General features: G+C 71.7%; 17 protein-coding genes. 16 read left to right on the top strand and 1 reads right to left on the bottom strand.

Annotated elements, in window-relative coordinates; all coding sequences use genetic code 11:
• Positions 1-165 precede the first annotated feature (165 nt).
• Together ACFY0F_RS00085 and ACFY0F_RS00090 are read left to right on the top strand one after the other, a co-directional pair.
• Complete coding sequence (locus ACFY0F_RS00085; protein ID WP_388786503.1) at positions 166-1,089, top strand: serine hydrolase; 924 nt, start codon at positions 166-168, stop codon at positions 1,087-1,089.
• Between the two features lie 77 nt (positions 1,090-1,166).
• Positions 1,167-2,189 (top strand): esterase-like activity of phytase family protein, encoded by a 1,023-nt coding sequence (locus tag ACFY0F_RS00090; protein WP_388786506.1) that lies wholly within the window; start codon positions 1,167-1,169, stop codon positions 2,187-2,189.
• 4 nt (positions 2,190-2,193) lie between these two features.
• Here ACFY0F_RS00090 and ACFY0F_RS00095 read toward each other — a convergent pair whose 3' ends face one another.
• Positions 2,194-3,078: a LuxR C-terminal-related transcriptional regulator gene (locus ACFY0F_RS00095; protein ID WP_388786509.1), complete on the bottom strand. Its 885-nt coding sequence runs from the start codon at positions 3,076-3,078 to the stop codon at positions 2,194-2,196.
• Between the two features lie 296 nt (positions 3,079-3,374).
• On the opposite strand from ACFY0F_RS00095, the gene ACFY0F_RS00100 reads away from it, so the two are divergent.
• The 14 genes from ACFY0F_RS00100 (at position 3,375) to ACFY0F_RS00165 (ending at position 16,866) form a co-directional block, all read left to right on the top strand.
• Entirely contained in the window at positions 3,375-3,539 is a 165-nt protein-coding gene (locus ACFY0F_RS00100) for a hypothetical protein (RefSeq protein WP_388786511.1), read from the top strand.
• 135 nt (positions 3,540-3,674) lie between these two features.
• Complete coding sequence (locus ACFY0F_RS00105; RefSeq protein ID WP_388786513.1) at positions 3,675-3,863, top strand: lysine biosynthesis protein LysW; 189 nt, start codon at positions 3,675-3,677, stop codon at positions 3,861-3,863.
• Positions 3,860-4,657 (top strand): RimK family alpha-L-glutamate ligase, encoded by a 798-nt coding sequence (locus ACFY0F_RS00110; protein WP_388786516.1) that lies wholly within the window; start codon positions 3,860-3,862, stop codon positions 4,655-4,657. Before ACFY0F_RS00105 ends, ACFY0F_RS00110 begins: the two co-directional genes overlap by 4 nt.
• Positions 4,658-4,986: 329 nt before the next feature.
• On the top strand, positions 4,987-5,616 hold the full coding sequence (locus tag ACFY0F_RS00115; RefSeq protein ID WP_388786519.1) for a degT/DnrJ/EryC1/StrS aminotransferase: 630 nt from the start codon (positions 4,987-4,989) through the stop codon (positions 5,614-5,616).
• On the top strand, positions 5,616-6,935 hold the full coding sequence (locus ACFY0F_RS00120; protein ID WP_388786522.1) for a DegT/DnrJ/EryC1/StrS family aminotransferase: 1,320 nt from the start codon (positions 5,616-5,618) through the stop codon (positions 6,933-6,935). Before ACFY0F_RS00115 ends, ACFY0F_RS00120 begins: the two co-directional genes overlap by 1 nt.
• Positions 6,928-8,007, top strand: a complete 1,080-nt coding sequence (gene argC / locus ACFY0F_RS00125; RefSeq protein ID WP_388786525.1) for an N-acetyl-gamma-glutamyl-phosphate reductase — start codon at positions 6,928-6,930, stop codon at positions 8,005-8,007. Before ACFY0F_RS00120 ends, argC begins: the two co-directional genes overlap by 8 nt.
• Complete coding sequence (locus ACFY0F_RS00130) at positions 8,004-9,875, top strand: M20/M25/M40 family metallo-hydrolase (RefSeq protein ID WP_388786528.1); 1,872 nt, start codon at positions 8,004-8,006, stop codon at positions 9,873-9,875. The genes argC and ACFY0F_RS00130 overlap by 4 nt, the downstream gene beginning before the upstream one ends.
• Positions 9,872-10,726, top strand: a complete 855-nt coding sequence (locus ACFY0F_RS00135; protein ID WP_388786531.1) for a thiamine pyrophosphate-dependent enzyme — start codon at positions 9,872-9,874, stop codon at positions 10,724-10,726. The genes ACFY0F_RS00130 and ACFY0F_RS00135 overlap by 4 nt, the downstream gene beginning before the upstream one ends.
• Positions 10,723-11,721, top strand: a complete 999-nt coding sequence (locus ACFY0F_RS00140; protein WP_388786534.1) for a transketolase family protein — start codon at positions 10,723-10,725, stop codon at positions 11,719-11,721. Before ACFY0F_RS00135 ends, ACFY0F_RS00140 begins: the two co-directional genes overlap by 4 nt.
• Complete coding sequence (locus ACFY0F_RS00145) at positions 11,709-12,971, top strand: ATP-grasp domain-containing protein (RefSeq protein ID WP_388786536.1); 1,263 nt, start codon at positions 11,709-11,711, stop codon at positions 12,969-12,971. Before ACFY0F_RS00140 ends, ACFY0F_RS00145 begins: the two co-directional genes overlap by 13 nt.
• On the top strand, positions 12,968-14,281 hold the full coding sequence (locus ACFY0F_RS00150) for a hydrolase (protein WP_388786539.1): 1,314 nt from the start codon (positions 12,968-12,970) through the stop codon (positions 14,279-14,281). The genes ACFY0F_RS00145 and ACFY0F_RS00150 overlap by 4 nt, the downstream gene beginning before the upstream one ends.
• Positions 14,278-15,594, top strand: a complete 1,317-nt coding sequence (locus ACFY0F_RS00155; protein ID WP_388786541.1) for an MFS transporter — start codon at positions 14,278-14,280, stop codon at positions 15,592-15,594. Before ACFY0F_RS00150 ends, ACFY0F_RS00155 begins: the two co-directional genes overlap by 4 nt.
• Complete coding sequence (locus ACFY0F_RS00160) at positions 15,587-16,537, top strand: NAD-dependent epimerase/dehydratase family protein (protein ID WP_388786544.1); 951 nt, start codon at positions 15,587-15,589, stop codon at positions 16,535-16,537. Before ACFY0F_RS00155 ends, ACFY0F_RS00160 begins: the two co-directional genes overlap by 8 nt.
• Positions 16,537-16,866: a putative quinol monooxygenase gene (locus tag ACFY0F_RS00165; RefSeq protein WP_388786547.1), complete on the top strand. Its 330-nt coding sequence runs from the start codon at positions 16,537-16,539 to the stop codon at positions 16,864-16,866. Before ACFY0F_RS00160 ends, ACFY0F_RS00165 begins: the two co-directional genes overlap by 1 nt.
• Positions 16,867-16,922: the final 56 nt, after the last annotated feature.

The following is a 16,922-nucleotide window of genomic DNA, read 5'->3' on the forward strand; positions in this document are numbered from 1 at the left end:
AGCCTGCCGGGCGGGCGTGGGTGAGGGCTGTGGCGCACCTGGCCGCCGCCTGTGAATACGCGCAGGGGCCGGTCATGCCCGTCGGCCGACTCGCCGTACAGGCTTTGCCCAACGATCAGCCGTCTTCGTACAACCATTCACTCGAACCTGTGAGTCATCAGATGCATGACTCACCGGAATTCCAGAAGGGCCCGAGTGCTGGCGGCCGTTGTCGGCGCCGCGGTGCTCATACCGGGCGTCGTCGCCGCCACCCCGGCCGCCGCGACGACCCCCACGGTCAGCTGTACGTCCGCCAAGGCGGGCCTGGCCGACAAGTTGCAGAAGGACATCACGGCGGCCCTCGCGAACCGCAAGGGCACCGTCGCCGTCGGTCTCTACGACCGCTCCACCAAGACGACCTGCACCCTGCGCGCGACCACGTCCTACGACTCGGCCAGCACCGTCAAGGTCACCGTCCTCGCCACGCTGCTGTGGGACGCGAAGAAGCACAACCGGTACCTGACGACCACTGAGCAGTCGCTCGCCAAGGCGATGATCACGCAGTCGGACAACGCCGCGACCACCAGGCTGTGGAAGCAGCTCGGCGTGACGAAGATCAAGGGCTTCCTGGCCGCCGCCGGCATGACGAAGACCACGCCCGGCGCGGACGGCTACTGGGGACTGACCCAGGAGAACGTCACCGACGAGCAGAAGCTGCTCCAGCTCGTCACCGCCAAGAACACGGTGCTGAGCGACAACTCCCGCGCGTACATCCTGAAGCTGATGAGCCAGGTCATCTCCTCGCAGCGCTGGGGCACGCCCGCCGGTGCGCCGTCCACCGTCGCCGTGCACGTCAAGAACGGCTGGCTGCAGCGCGCCACGCACGGCTGGCGGGTGCACAGCCTCGGCACCTTCAACGGCGCCGGACACGACTACATGATCTCCGTGCTGACGCAGGACAACAGCACCATGGACTACGGCGTCACCACCATCCAGAACGTCGCCAAGGCCATCCACAAGGACCTGGTGCCGACCACGTCCGGCGTCACCACCTACACCCCGACCAGCACGCCCCGCGAGGCTTTCGTGGCGGTGCCGGAACAGGGCTGACGCCCGGTCACCGAAAGGGGCCGACGCTTCACGAGGCGGTCTCCCGCCGGTCACCGGACCGTCCTACGGTGACCGGCATGCGCCTGAGAACCGTACTCGCCACGCTCACCGCCGGCCTGGCGGCGGCCACCTGCCTGTCCGCCGCCGGGCCTGCCGACGCCGCCGACAGCCACGCCTGTTCGCCCGCCGTCTCGATCGACCGCTTCTCCGACGCGCTCGACAAGACGACGTACCAGGGCACCTTCGTCGGCAACTTCTCCGCCCTCGCCGTGGACCGGCGTGGCACGCTCGCCGCCCTCTCCGACCGCTCGTCCCTGTTCTCCCTGGACGCGAGGACGCTCGCCCCGAAGGCCGTCGTCCCCCTCGCCGACGAGAACGGCGCCGCGCTCGACTCCGAGGGCCTGGTCGTCGACCGGGACGGCACCCGCCTGATCACCTCCGAGACCGAGCCGTCCGTACGCCGCTACTCCCGCGAGGGCAAGATCCTCGACCGGCTGCCCGTGCCGAGCGCACTCCAGGTCGCCCCGGCGGGCCGCGCCCAGTCCAACGGCACCTTCGAAGGACTCACCCTGCTCCCCGGCGGGCGCACCCTGCTGGCGTCCATGGAGTACGCGCTCTCCGGCGACACCGCCGGCATCGTCCGCTTCCAGACCTGGCGGCGGACGAAGGACGACCACTTCGGGCTCGGCGCCCAGTACGCCTACCGCACCGACCCCGGACTCGGCGTCCCCGAGGTGCAGGCGACCCCCGACGGCCGTCTGCTGGTCCTGGAGCGGGGCTTCACCTCCGGCGTCGGCAACACGGTCCGCCTCTATCTGGCCGACCCGCGCCGCGCCACCGACACCAGCGGCATCGAGAACCTGACCGGTCAGGCCGGCGTCCGCCTGATCAGGAAGACCCTGCTCACCGACATCGCCACCTGCCCGAGCCTGGGCGCCACCGCCAGGCAGCCCCAGCCCAACCCCCTCCTCGACAACATCGAGGGGATGGCGGTCACGGGCCGGGCGAAGGGCCGCCTGAAGGTGCTGCTGGTCAGCGACGACAACCAGAACGCGGTGCAGACGACGCGCTTCTACCACCTGCGGGTACGGATCGCCTGAGGCTTCACCGGTCCGGCAGGCCCCGTCCGGTCTGCCGGTCCGCGGCGCGGCTCGACGGGTGTGCCACGTCGTTCAGCAGGCCGCTCTGCGCGGTCAGATAGGCCAGTTGCGCGCGGCTGTTGCTGCCGAGCATGTCGGCCACCTTCTTGAGATGGCTGGCCACGCTGCGCGTGCTCATGCCGAGCCGGCTGGCGATGGCGGCGTCGGTGTAGCCGTCCACCATGAGCCGCAGGACGCGCAGCCGGGTTTCGTTGGTGAGGAGCCGGGGCCGCTGCTGGTCCTGCTCGTAGACGACCGGCTCGGCCCGCTCCCAGGTGTGCTCGAACGCCGACACGAGGAACTGCACGACGCCGACGTCGGTGACCCGCAGGGCGTGGTTGCGGTGCTCCTTCTCCTTGTCCGGGATGAAGGCGACGGAACGGTCGTAGATGAGCAGCCGGTCGAAGACCTCGTCCACCGTCCGCACCTGGACGCCGACCTCGGTGACGGCCTTGATGTAGTCGAGCGTGGGGCCGTGGCTGCGCACCGTGTGCTGGTACAGGGTGCGCTGCTTGACGCCCCTCTCGCGAGCCGCCAAGGCGATCGGTAGGGCTTCGACGAGCAGGTGCTCGGGTCGCCCGCCCCCTGGATGCGCGGTGAGGGACTCGTGCTGGGCGGAGCGGGCCGCATCGTCGATGGCGGCGGTGATCAGCGACGCTCCGGTGAGTCGCTGGACGGCGCCGTTGTCCTGCCGCCGCATGTCCCGGTAGACGCTCTCCACCTGCGCCATCGTCTCGTGCACCGCGGCCACGGCCTGCTGCTGCTCCAGGATCCGCTGCTCCAGTGGATGGGTCAGCGCGGCCGCGGCCACCTCGGGCGGAACCGGCACGACGGACCGCCGGTCGCCCACGGCCGGCGCCAGCAGGCCGAGCGCGTCCAGGCATCGGGGGGCGCCATCCCGTGCGGTTTTCCCGCGGAGTAAGGCGCGCCGGTAGAACTCCACCCCCTCGGAGCAGAGACCTATATGGTCGCCAGTTCCGCCTATGTCCGTTTCTTCACACATGGCACCGTCCCCCTTCTGAGTCATGCAACGCATGATCATGAACCCTGAAGCCGCTTCCGGCAAGCGTGCCTCGGGGAGCATTCTTTTTGTGTACGGCAGTACCGAAGGAAGGGCTGCCGGAAAGCATCCAGGGGGATCTGGAAATGAAGCGCATCTCGTTCGTTCGCGGTGTTGCCGGAGTGATGGGTGGGATCGCTGCCGCGGTAATCGCCTTTTCCGGGGTTTCCGCCGCCTCCGGTCACAGCGGGACGACCGCCGGCGACACGGTGGCCGTCGCGACCGCGCCCGGTGACGATCGCTGGGTCTGATCTGCTCGCCGACCTCCGGGAGGCAACGCCCCGCCAGTGCAGTACCCGTGACCGAATCGGCAGTCCGGGCATTTTGCATGCCTTTCTGAGATGTACGGGCCTTTTCGCATGGCCCTATGAAAAGGAGTTCCAAGAATGACCCTTGCAGTCACGGCCCCGAAGTGCCTCGTCTGCGACACCGAAATCGAGGCGCGTGCCGACTGGGAAAAGGGGGAGATCACCGAGTGCACGGCCTGCGGCCAGGAGCACGAGGTCGTGGAGAAGTCCGACGCGGTCGTCCGCCTGGACCTCGCCCCTGAGGTGGAAGAGGACTGGGGCGAGTGACCGCCTCGGACCAGGTCCTGGTCTCGGTCACGATGCTGCGGCCCGAGGAGAAGCTGCTCCTCGAGGCGCTGCGGGCCGCGGGGCTGGCGGCACGTCCGTTGCTGAGGGAGGAGTTGGCCGACGTGGTGGCGGGTCGGATCGACCCCCCCGCCCTCGCCCTGATCCGGAACCTCTCCCACCGCGACGCCATCGGCGTCTCCCATCGGCTCGAACACGCCGGCATCCCCACCCTCAACCGCGCCTCAACCATCGAGACCTGCAACGACAAGGGGCTGCAGGCGCTGCTCTTCGCCCGGCACGGCATCCCGCACCCGGTCACCCGGCACGCCTACAGCTACGACCAGGTCCGGGCCACCGTCGCCGAACTGGGCCTGCCCGCCGTCGTCAAACCCGTCAGCGGGTCCTGGGGGCGGGGGGTGACGAAGATGGCCAACGCCGAGTGCGTGGAGGCATGGGCCGGCGGCCGCGAATCCGCCGACGCGGCGGGGAAGCTGTTCCCCGTCGTCGTCCAGGAGTACGTCGACAAGCCGGGTCACGACATGCGGGTGGTCGTCGTGGGACGCACCCCCGTCGTGGCTATCGAACGCGTCTCGGGAGACTGGCGGACCAACACGCACCTCGGCGCCACCGTGCGGCGCGTCGAGATCACCGCCGAGACCGAGAAGCTCTGCGGACAGATCGTCGACATCCTCGGCCCCGGCTTCTACGGAGTCGACCTGGTCGAGGACCGGACCACCGGGGAACTGCTCGTCCTGGAGGTGAACGCCAACCCCGAGTTCGCCCGCTCGTCGTAAGCACGGGGTGAACGTGGCCGCCCACCTGGCCGCGTACGTCAGCGGACAACTCGCCCTCGCGGAGGCGCAACCGACCGCTGCGTAGGCACTCCGCCGGGTTGTGCCGCGATGCGCCGTCCGCGTGTCCGCATGTCTGCGGCGTGTCCGTCCGTGGCGCCGCCTTGGCCGGCCGGCCCGCGCGGCGGGGCGGCATGTTCCCTGCAGCCCCGCGCCCCTTCGGGGCGCACCCCACGGTCACCGGGCGTGGCCGGCCGCCGAGGAAGCCGGCCGGCCACCGCCGGGGCCGTATGCCGATCGTCACCGGAGCAGACCGGAGAAAGTCCCACACCATGGATCTTTTCGACAACGCCACGGTGCTCGCCCGCGTCCTGACCTCGGGCGTGGTCATGAGCATCGAGAAGAGCGACCGGGAACTGCCCGGTCTCGAAAGGCTGTTGACCAAGCAGACCGGACGCGCCAAGGCCGTCCTGCTCAACAGCCGCACCGGAGCCGTCCACGCGGCCCTCGCCGGCCAGGGCATCGGCCACGGCGACAGCATCCGGCTGCCCGGCGCCGACGCCGCAACCGAGGCGTTCGTGAACTGGCTCGGCGTCACCGTCACGGCCCAGGAAGGCCCGGCGGCGTACGACCACATCGCCGTGGACCATTCCCACGCCCACCGCCTGGCCGAGCTGGCAGCCGAGGCCACCGCCCCCGTGCTGGTCGTGGACCTCACCGGCCTCGGCTTCGGCCCCGCCGCCGCCGTTCTGACCGACGACGAGCGGATCTGGGCCCGCGCCGAGCGCCTGAAGATCTTCGGCGCCTACGACCTGCGCACGATGTGGACACAGGACGAGGCCGACGCCTCCCTGGTGCCCGGCGTCCAGTTCAACTACCGGCTCAGCCCGCTGGTGGCCGCCTGCCTGCGAATGGCCCTGACCCATGCGACGCGCCCCGCCGCCGTTTCCGGAGCCCACTGATGATCACTGACTTCCCGGCCGCACCGCTGCCCCTGCCCGACGCCGCCGAACTCGACAGCGAGCTCGCCGCCCTCGGCGGCGACCCGCTGATCCCCAAGTCGCTGCGCCGCACGCTCTTCCCGGTCATCACCAAGGAAGACGTGTTCAACCTGCTCCTCGCCCAGCGCCAGACACCCGAGAAGGTCGTCGCCGACTTCGCCGAGGCCTACCGCTCCTACGTCGGCGCCGCGTACGCCCTGCCCACTGCCAGCGGCACCTCCAGCCTGCACCTGGCCCTGGTCGGCGCGGGCGTACAGCCCGGCGACGAGGTGATCGTCCCGGCGTTCACCTTCATCGCCACCGCCCAGGCCGTCGTCGCCGCTCACGCGATCCCCGTGTTCGTCGACATCGATCCGGTCACCTACTGCATGGACCCACAGGCCGCGGCGGCCGCGATCACCGACCGCACCCGGGCGCTGATGCCGGTGCACGTGCACGGTCTGCCCGCCGATGTGCCCGCGCTGCGCGCCCTCGCCGACCGCCACGGCATCGCCCTGGTCGAGGACGCCTCGCACGCCCACTCCGCGAAGATCGGGGAGCAGGTCGCCGGCTCCTTCGGTGACGCGGCCGGCCAGAGCCTCATGGCCGACAAGAACTTCCCGCTCGGCGGCGAGGGCGGCATCGCCTTTTTCGCCACCCGGGACGCGTACGACCGTGCCGCCGCGTACCTGGAACGGCACGGCATCGACTACGGCATGTCCTGGGTCGCCGCCGCCTTCGGGACGAGCCAGCTGGGGCGCCTGCCGTACTACGACGCCATCCGCGCCCGCAACGCCGAGCTGCTCGGCGCCACGCTGCGCGAGACCGGCCTGTTCACCCCGCCGCACGTGCCCGACGGGCACACCCACGCCTACAACATGTACCGGGCCACCCTGCACCCCGAGGCCGTGGGCCTCGGTGACCTGCCGGTGTTCGCGGTCAAGGAGGCGGTGCACGAGCTGCTCGTCGCCGAGGGCGTGCCGGCCCGCGAGTGGCAGAACACCCCGATCCCCTGTCACCTGCCCTTCCAGCACCGCGACGGCTTCGGGGGAGGCTACCCCTTCACACTCAACCCGGCCGCTGTGCGTGACCACCGCCCGCAGGACTTCCCGGTCACCCTCGGGATGCTCGACTCCACCCTCGTGCTCTGCCGTGAGCTGCGCTCCCCGGTCGAGTACGAGCGCATCCTGCGCTACGCCGACGCCTTCCGGAAGGTCGCCCGGCGTCCGGACGCCATCCGCAAGCTGGTCGAGACGCGCGACTACCTCCGCCCGTACGAGAAGGCGGCCCGCCTTGGCTGACATCGCGCAGTCCTCCCCGGACGACAGGATCCGCGTCGCCGTCATCGGCGCCAGCGGCTACACCGGCGGTGAAGTGATCCGCCTCCTCCTCGAACACCCGCACGTGGAGCTCGCGTTCCTCTCCGCCGAGCGTGCCGCGGGCGCCACGATCGGCAGCGTCCATCCCTGGTTGCGCAACCACCCGCGCGCGGCCGGCCTCAGCTTCCGGCCGCTCGCCGACCTCGCGGACATCGAGCCCGTGGACATCGCCTTCGGCTGTCTGCCGACCGGCGCGCTGCCCGAGCGGCTGTCGCGGATCGCCGAGCGCGCCAAGCGGGTGCTGAACCTCGGCGGGGATTTCCGGCTGCGCGACGCCGGGCAGGTCCGCACCCACTACCCGGCCACCGCCGCCCACCCGCCGCTGGAGGATTTCGCGTACTACATACCGGAGTTGAGCGCCGCGGTGCCGGAGAGCCGGTTCATCAGCCTGCCCGGCTGCATGGCCGTCACAACGATCTACGCCCTCTACCCGCTGTTCGCGCCTGGCGAGCCACTGGTCGGTGACCGGGTGATCGTCGACGCCAAGACCGGTTCCACCGGCGGTGGCCGCGGGGTCGGTGAGCCGCCCGCCGAGCGCAGTGGCAATTTCCGCGTGCACAAGCTCCACGGCCACCGGCACGCGCCGGAGATCCGGCAGGCCCTCGCCGACTTCACGGGAGCCGCCGTCAACCTGCGCTTCTCCACCCACAGTCTCGACGTCGCCCGCGGCATCATGGTCACCGCGTACACCGAACTGCGCGACGGCGTAGCGGCGTTGGACGTCAAGCGCGCCTACGCCAAGGCGTACGTAGGGCGCCCGTTCGTCCGGGTCCGCCCGGCGCCCAAGGCACCGCAGGACTTCCCGATGCTCAAGGCGGTCGTCGGCTCCAACGTCGCCGAGGTGGCCATCGCCGTCCGTGACGGTCAGTGCGTCACCGTCGCCGCCCTCGACAACCTCATCAAGGGCGCGGCAGGGCAGGCGATCCAGGCCATGAACCTGATCTCCGGCTTCCCCGAGACGGCCGGACTGCCCACCACGGCGGTGTCGCCATGAACCGCCCCCTGTACGTCGTCAAGGCGGGCAGCGCGACCCTGGACCGCGGGCTCGTCCTGAAGGAGATCGCCGGCCTGGTGGCGCGCGGCGCCCGGGTGCTCCTGATCGCCGGGGGCGCCACCGGCATAGCCCGCCACTACGCGAAGATCGGCCGCCCCGAGCTCCGGCTGCGGCTCGCGAACGGCGACGAGGTCCGCTACTGCCCGCCCGAGGAGATGGCGCACCTCGTCGACGCCTACGAGCGGGTCACCCTGCCCGCCGTGGAGGAGGGCCTCACCACCCTCGGGCTGAGCGTGTTCACCGCCGTCGCCGCACGCGGCCGCCTGGTCACCGGCCGGGCCAACCGGCCCTTGAAGGCGCTGTCCGCCGAGGACCGCCCCCTGTTGGTCCGCGACCACCGGGCCGGTGTCCCCGTCACGGCCGAAACGGCACGGCTCACCGCCCTGCTGGAGGCGTACGACGTCGTCTGCCTGTCTCCGCCGGTCGCCGACGCCGCCGGCGGAGCCCCGCTGAACGTCGACGCCGACGTGCTCGCCGCGGTCCTCGCCGGCGCCCTGGGAGCCGACCACCTACGGCTGGTCACCGGCACCGCGGGGCTGCTCACCGACCCCGGCGACCCGTGCTCCACGCTGCCCGACGCCTATCGGGGCGACGGCGCCCGCTACGCCGGGGGCAGGATGCGGCAGAAGGTCCGCGCCGCCGAGATCGCCCTGGACGGAGCCGCCGACGTCGCCATCACCGGACCGCACACCCTGGGAGAGGGCACCGGCTGCACCCGCTTCTGGCCCACCCGCGAACCCGCCGCCGACCTCGCGCTGCTGACCCGCGTCGTCAGCGTGCCGTCGGTCTCCGGAGACGAGGCGGAACTCGCCGCCTACCTGGTCGAGTGGTGCCGCGAGCGCGGCATGGACGCCCACATCGACACCGCCGGGAACCTCGTCGCCGCCCGGGGCCACGGCTCCCGGCGGCTGCTGCTCCTCGGCCACCTCGACACGGTGCCGCACATATGGCCCGCCGACTGGCGCGACGGAGAGCTGTGGGGGCGCGGCAGCGTCGACGCCAAGGGCAGCCTGGCCGTCTTCCTGGAGGTCCTCGCGCACGCCGACATCCCCGAGGACGGCCGGCTGGTCGTGGTCGGTGCCGTCGAGGAGGAGATCTCCTCCTCCAAGGGCGCCTTCCACGTCCGCGACCACCACCCGGCCGACGCCGTCGTCGTCGGGGAACCCAGCGGCTCCGGGACCCTCACCCTCGGCTACTTCGGTCTGTTCAAGCTGAAGGTGACCGCCTCCGTCCCCACCGGCCACTCGGCCGGCATGGACGCGGTGTCCGCGCCGGACCGGCTGATCGCCGTCCTCGGCGAGATCCGCGCCGGTGTCCACGACGCGTCGCCGGACGCGCTGAGCGCCGTGATCGACCTCACCGGCGAGCGGGGGCGGGAGCATGACCGGGCCACCGGGATCCTCAACTTCCGCGTCCCGCCCGGCGTCGACCTCGACGCGCTGCGTGCCGTCGCGCTCGCGCACGCCGGCGACGGTGTGGACATCGAGGTGCTGCGCGCCACCCCCGGTCACAAGAGCGGACGCACCGGCCCGCTGGTGAAGGCGTTCACCCGGGCGTTCGCGGAGGCCGGGATCCGCCCCCGGTTCGTGGTGAAGAAGGGCACCTCCGACATGAACACCCTGGCCACGACCTGGCACGACGTGCCGATGGTGGCGTACGGGCCCGGCGACTCCGCCCTCGACCACACCGACGAGGAGCGTATCGGCGCGATGGAGTACCGCTCCGCGCGCTCGCTGCTGGCAGACGCGGTGAACCGCTGGTTCGCAGTGCCGGACGGCAGCCGTGGGGCCGAGGGGGACCGGTCATGAGCGCCGCGACCGAGTCCCTGGCCGCTCCCGTGGCCGAGGCCGCTCCCGGGCGGAGCGCCGTCCGGGCGGAGGCGCTCGCCGACCTCGCCGACCGCGCCGTCAGAGCCCGTCGTCTCGTCGTCGACATGGCGGCGAGCCCGCGCGGCTGCCACCTCGGCGGCAGCCTGTCCGTGCTGGACATCCTGATCGCGGGCCTGCACCGGGCCGCGACCGGCGACGGCACCGAGGTCGTGCTGAGCAAGGGACACGCGGCCGCCGGCCTGTACGCGGCGCTGTACGTCAGCGGCGTCCTGCCGGAGAACCCCGGGCCGCGCTACGGCCTGGCCGGTGAGCCGTACACCGGCCACCCGGGGCCCAAGGTGCCGGGCGTCCGGTTCCCGACCGGCAGCCTCGGCCACGGCGTCCCCTACGCCGCCGGGTGGGCGCTGGCCCGCCGGATCGGCGGCCGGGGCGGACTGGGCATCGCGGTCGCCGGTGACGGTGAACTGCAGGAGGGCCTGGTCTGGGAGACCTGCCAGGTCGCCGCAGCACAGGAGTTGGGCAATTTCGTGCTGGTTGTGGACCGCAACGGCGGTCAGAACGACGGGCTCGTGGCGGACATCTCGCCGCTGCCGTGCCTCGCCGAGCGGTTCGCCGCGTTCGGGTTCGACACGGCCGAGGTGGACGGCCACGATCTGGCGGCGCTGGCCGAGCTGTTCGCCGCGGACCGTTCCACTGCCCGCCGCCCCCTGGCTGTGATCGCCGACACCGTGAAGGGCAAGGGCGTACGCGCCGTCGAAGGCAGGGCCAACTCCCATTACGTCACCATCGACGCGGCCCGCGCGGCCCAGTGGAAGCGAGCCGTCCGATGACCGACTCGTTCGTGCCGGCACCGCTTTCGGGCCGTGACGCCTACCGTGACGAACTCACACGTATCGCCGGCGAGGACACCTCGATCCTCTGTCTGGAGGCCGACCTCGGCGGCAAGGGGCACCCCTTCCAGGTGGCTCACCCGGAGCGGTTCTTCAACCTGGGGATCGCCGAGGGCGCCATGGTCGACATGGCCGCGGGCCTGGCCGCCGGTGGCTACAAGCCGTTCGTCAGCACCTTCGCGCCGTTCGCGGCGCTGCGCGCCGCCGAGAGCCTGAAGCTGACCCTCGGTTACCTGAACGCCGGGGTCACCGTCGTGGCGCCGTACGCGGGTGTCTCCGGCGCCTGGTTCGGCACCACCCACCACTGCCTGGAGGACCTGGCGGTCCTGCGCAGCATGCCCGGTATCACCATCGCCGCGCCGTACGGCGAGGCCGAGATGCGTGCCGTCGTCCGGGCTGCCGCGCGTTCCGGACGGCCGCACTACATCCGCACCGGACGTAATGCGCGATACGCCTCGTTCGCCCTGCCGGAAGGCGAGCTGCCCCTTGTCAACTGGGAGTTCCGGGCCGACTCGGACGCCGTCTGCCTGGTGTCCGTCGGCGAGGAGGGCACCCGCCTCGCCGTCGCGGCGAGGACGGCGACGCCTGGTGTCGCCCACGCGCACCTGGTGTACGTCGATCACGAGCACCTCACCCGCGCCGCCGCCGAACTGGCCCGACACCACAGCCGGTTCGTGGTGGTCGAGGAGCACCGCGGCCAGGGCGGTGTCGCCGAGGCGCTCGCGCTGCTGCTGCCGCGCTGCGAGATCACCTCGGTCGCGGCCGACCGCACCTGGCCGTCGTACGGCGGCGACCACGCGCAGGTCATGGCCGCGCTCGGTCTCGACCTGCCCGCCGTCCTGCGGGCCCTGACCCGCGCAGGCGCCACCCCTCGCACCCACCGCCCCGCCGACCCCACAACGAGCCAGCCAAGGAGCATGACATGCACATTCTGATGATCGAATGCAACCCCAACGGCATCGCCGGCATCGCCAACGCCCTCGACCTCGGCCACGACGTCACCCTCGTCTCGGTCGACCCCGACTTCTACCTCGCCGTCTCCCCGCTGACCGAAGCGGCCTACGCGCACCCGAACTGCCATGTCGTCAAGAGCGAGGAGGCCTTCTCCATCGAGGAGCTGACGGCACTGGCCCGTCGGCTGCACGCCGAGCGGCCGGTCCACGGCGTCACCACCTACAGCGAGTACCACACCGTGCACACCGCCGCCGTCGCCGATGCGCTCGGGCTGCCGGGCATGAGCGTCGAGGGCGCCCGCAACGCCCGGCACAAGCACCTGACGCGCCTCACTCTGGCCGGCAGCGGCGTCCGCCAGCCGCGTTTCGCGCACGTCGCCGACGCCGCGGACCCCGCCGCCGTCGAGGCCGCCGTCCGGGAGATCGGCTTCCCCTGTGTCGTCAAGCCGTCCGACGGCACCGCCAGCCTGCACGTGCTGCACCTGAAGGACGAGGACGACCTGCGCGCCTACCTCACCGAACTCGCCGACGTCGCCGACTACGGGCGTGGCGTGACCCGCATCCCCGACGTGCTGATCGAGGAGTTCGTCACCGGCGAGCTGATCTCGGTGGAGTCCTGCGTCCTCGGCAAGGGCGAGGTGGTCAACCTCGGCCTGACCGACCGCCCGCTGAGCGGCTTCCCGCACTTCATCGAGATGGGCGCCACGTACTTCCGCGGCCACCCGCTCCAGGACGAGCTGTTCGACATGACCACGCGCGTGCTGAACGAACTCGGCGTGGACTTCGGATTCATCCACACCGAGTACCTGCTCGGTCCGGACGGCCCGGTGCTGTGCGAGGTCAACGGCCGTCTGATCGGCGGGATCGTACCGAGCCTGATGCAGCTCAGCTCCGGCGTCGACCCGTATCTGGAGGTCATCCGGCAGGCCCTGGGCGAGCGTCCCGAACTGCCCTTCCCCGGCGAGACCACGGCCGGCGGCCACTGGTTCGGCGCTCCGGTGGCGGGCACGGTCGAGCACATCGGCTTCGACGGGCTGGCGGACCTGCCCGGCTTCCACAGCGCCCTCGCCTACAAGAAGCCCGGCGCCGAGGTCACCCGCCTGTCGCGCAGCAACTTCGACTGGATCGGTCACGTCATCTTCACCGGCGCCGACCGCACAGAGGTCAACAAGCGCTGCGAGGAGGGCCTGGACCGCATCGACCTCCGGATGCGGGTCGAGGTGGCCCGGTGAGTCACCGCGAGCTGTCCGGCGTCGCGATCCCCGCTCTCGACGTCGGCGCACTCTTCGACGTCACCACCGAGGACGGCGTCTTCACCCGCATCGAGCCGTCCGGCGCCCGCCGGGGCGGTGAGCCCGAGTTGTGGCCCGGCTACACCGAGACCCACGCCCACGTCTCGCTGCCCGCCAACTGGGACGACACGGCCGACGACCCGCGGACCGTCGCGCTGCAGTACCTCTACCACGGGGTGACCCACGTGGTGGACATGTTCGGCTTCCCCCTGGTCGCCGACGCCTGGGAGGCCGGCCGAGCGGCTTCCCCCTGGCCCTTCCCGGAGATCGTCCACTGCGGCTACGCGGTCACCGCGACCACCGACACGGCCGGCCGCACCGGCCACGGTGTGGAGTTCCCGGCGCCGGTGCACATGCTCTCCGTCGAGGCGGACCTGGACCACGCGCTGCGCGCCAACGCCGAGCGCGGCGGCACCTTCCTGAAGGTGATGTTCACCGACGGCACCGAGCAACCGGGCAGCCCCGTGAAGTTCTCCCGGCTGTCGGAGCGGGTCCTGCGGTTCACCGCGCGGATCGCCGCCGAGCGCGGCATCACCGCGGTCATCGACTGCAACACCCTCCAGGAGACCCGCTGGGCCTACGCGTGCGGCTTCCGGCTCTTCGCCCACACCATGCGCGACCGCACCCTGGACGCCGCCGACTGGGCGGAGTTCGAGGGTGCCCGGTTCGTCTCCACCCTCACCGGCCTGCGTCCCATGGTCATGACGGGTGAGGAGTTCCTCGCCGAGTACGGCCACGAGGGCTTCGCCGAGACCCAGGATCCGCGCAACCTGGAGTTCGTCCGGGGCATCGAGAAGCCGTACGGCATCGAGTTCGGCTGCCAGGACACGCGCACCGCGGCGCTGGCCGACATGCGCCGCAACGCGCTCGCGGCGCTGGGCCGGGGCGCCCTGCTGGTCGGCACCGACTCCGGCAACACCGGCACCTACCACGGCTACTCGTTCCTGCGCGAACTCGACCTGCTGCGCGGCGACGACCCCGCGCTCGACGAGGCGTTGCGCCGCCAGGCCACGCTCGGCGGCCGCCGCTACTTCGACCAACTGCGGGGCGACCCCTCGCCCGCCCATCCCCTGCGGGTCGGGGCGAGCGCCACCTACAACCTGTTCGCCCCGGGCCGCCCCCTGGCGGCCCTGCCGCTGGCCACCGTCGTACGGGGCGTGGAGATCGACCGGCCCGCCATCGCGCGGACCATCGCGGACCTCAGGACCGCGCACCCGGAGACCCACCTGGAAGGAGAGGTCGCGCCGTGACCCCTGAACGCAGACGAGCCCTGATCGGCGTCAACGCCGGCATCTTCCTCGCCCACATCGGCAACTACATCTGGTTCCCCGTCTTCGTCGCCTCCCTCGGCGGCACCGACAGCGGCTTCTGGGCCGGCGTCGTGATGTGCATGACGTACGTCGGCCGTCTCCTCGCCACGTTCTTCTACGAGGGTGTCGCGGGCCGGATAGGCGTGCGCGGGGCGGTGTTCGCCGGCACCGCCGTCGAGGCCGTCTCGCTGGGCCTGATGGGCTTCGCCGGCGGAGTGGCCGCGTACAGCGTGCTCGCGCTGTTCATCGGTCTCGGCTCCGGGACCGCGTTCCCCGGCCTGAAGAACATCCTGGTGTCCTATCCGGACGACGAGCGGCCCAAGGCGCTGTCGACGTTCCAGATGGCGGCACAGGTCGGCCTGTTCGGCGGGGCGCTGGCCGGCGGTCTGCTCGTCGACGTGGACCTGCGGACGCTGTTCACCGTCGTGTTCGCGATCTTCATCGGCTTCTGCCTCGCGTCCTCGGCGTTCATTCCCCGCGACGGATTCCGGTCCGCCCCCGCGTCCGGAACCGCCCCCGCGCTCCGTCCGCCGCTGTTCAGCACGGCGGTGTTCAAGGGAGTCGAGGTGCGCGGCGCCACCCGTTATTTCCTGCTGTCGGCCGTCTTCTGGTTCCTGTCGATCGGCTTCATCGTCGGCATCCCGCTGCACATGGAGCGTTACGTCCCGGGCTGGGCGCCGGCGGCTCCCTTCTGGGTCACCGGCCTGACCGTCCTGTTCCTCCAGTACCCCCTGTTCAAGGCCCTCATCAAGCGGCTGGACCCCGGCACGGTCATGGCGATCGGGCTGGCCGGGATGACACTGGCGTTCCTCGCGTTCGGCGCGGGCCGCAGCGCGGCGTGGGTGTTCGCCGGCTGTCTGACGGTGGTGCTCGGCGACATCCTCTTCGTGCCCTCCTTCGACATGTGGGTCGCCCGCAAGGTCCCCGAGGACCGGCTGGCCAAGGCCATGGGAGCCATGCACTTCTTCCGCAGCGCCGGCAACATGGCGGGTTCGCTGCTCGCCGGTGTCCTCTTCGACGTCTCGCGCACGCTCGGCGTGCCGGGCGGGAACTGGTACGTCGCCGCCGCCGTGGCCGCCGGGTGCGCGCTGGTCTGCCTGGCGGGCCGCACCTCCGACACGGCGGCCGACACCCAGGACGCCGCAGAGAGCGACGACGAGCGGGCGGCCACCGGCGCCGGGGCGACGGGCTCCGGGGCTCAGGCGGCCGGTCAGACGGGCGGCGAGCAGGAGAAGGTGGTGGCGGATGCCTGAGGTCTGCGTCATCGGCGGCACCCGGTTCTTCGGCAAGCTGCTGGTCCGCCGGCTGCTGGACGAGGGCCACCGGGTCACCGTGGTCAACCGCGGCCGCACCCCCGATTCGTTCGGAGAGGTGGTGCGGCGGCTGCGCGCCGACGTCGACGCCCCCGGCGAGCTGGCCGCCGCGGTCGCGGGGGAGCGGTTCGACGCCGTGGTGCACCAGGTGTGCTACAGCCCACGCGCCGCCGTCGAGGCCGCGGAGGCCTTCGGGGAGCGCGCCGGGAAGTTCGTCCTGACCAGCAGCATGGAGGTGTACAACGCGGACACCTTCCGCTGGCGGATCCCGGCGCCGCCGATGAGCGCCTTCGCCCGCGAGGAGGAGCTCGACCCGGCGGCCTACGCCTACGACACCGAGCTGCCCTGGGACGACTCCGCCTGGCTGGGCGCCAACTACGGCGAGGGCAAGCGCCAGGCCGAGGCCGCACTGACCCGGCACGCGCGCGTGCCGGTGACCCTGGCGCGTGTGGCGCATGTGCTGGCCGCCGAGGACGACTTCACCGGGCGCTTCAGCTTCCACGTCGACCGGATCCGTCAGGGGCGGCCCGTGGTGGCCCATGCCGCCCCAGGCCGCACCTCCCTGGCGCTCGCCGACGACGTCGCCGGCTTCCTCGCCGGCGCCGCCGTCCGCGAGGTCACCGGGGCGGTGAACGTGGCCTCCCCGGACCGCGTCGACGTGTACGACGTCTGCGCCGCGGTGGAGCGGGCCACGGGCCGTACGGCCACGGTGATCGAGAAGGCGGACGCGGCCGGGGACCCCGACCTGTCGCCGTTCTCCTGCCCGGCCGACTTCGGCATGGCCACCGATCGCGCGGCCTCGTTCGGCGACCACTTCACACCGGCCGCGACTTGGCTGACCACCCTGGCCCGAAAGGCCGCTGCCACCCAGGAGGGAGACTGATGTTCGATCTGTTGGTGCTCATCCGGGTGTCCGACAGCGCCGACATCCCCACGGTCGCTGACGCCCTGGCCCGGATGCGCCCGCTGTGCCGTGCCGAGGACGGCTGCGTCGCCTGGGAGGCGTACCGGTCGCAGGCGGAGCCCGGCTGCTTCGTCCTGGTCGAGCGCTGGGCGAGCCGGGACCACTGGGAGGCCCACGGCGACGGTGACGCCATCCGGCGGATCTACGTCCCGGAGATCCTTCCGCGCGTCGAGCGCGAGGTGCACCCGAGCGCGCCCGTCGGCCCCGCCACCAGCGCGCCCGCACACGCGAATGTTGCGGCGGGATGAAATCGGCCCGCGTACACGTTGGTGCCTTCCGATAGACCAGGACGAAAACCGGAGGG

Origin of the sequence: Streptomyces sp. NPDC001544 (genome assembly GCF_042894285.1) — a bacterium.
Classification (GTDB): domain Bacteria; phylum Actinomycetota; class Actinomycetes; order Streptomycetales; family Streptomycetaceae; genus Streptomyces.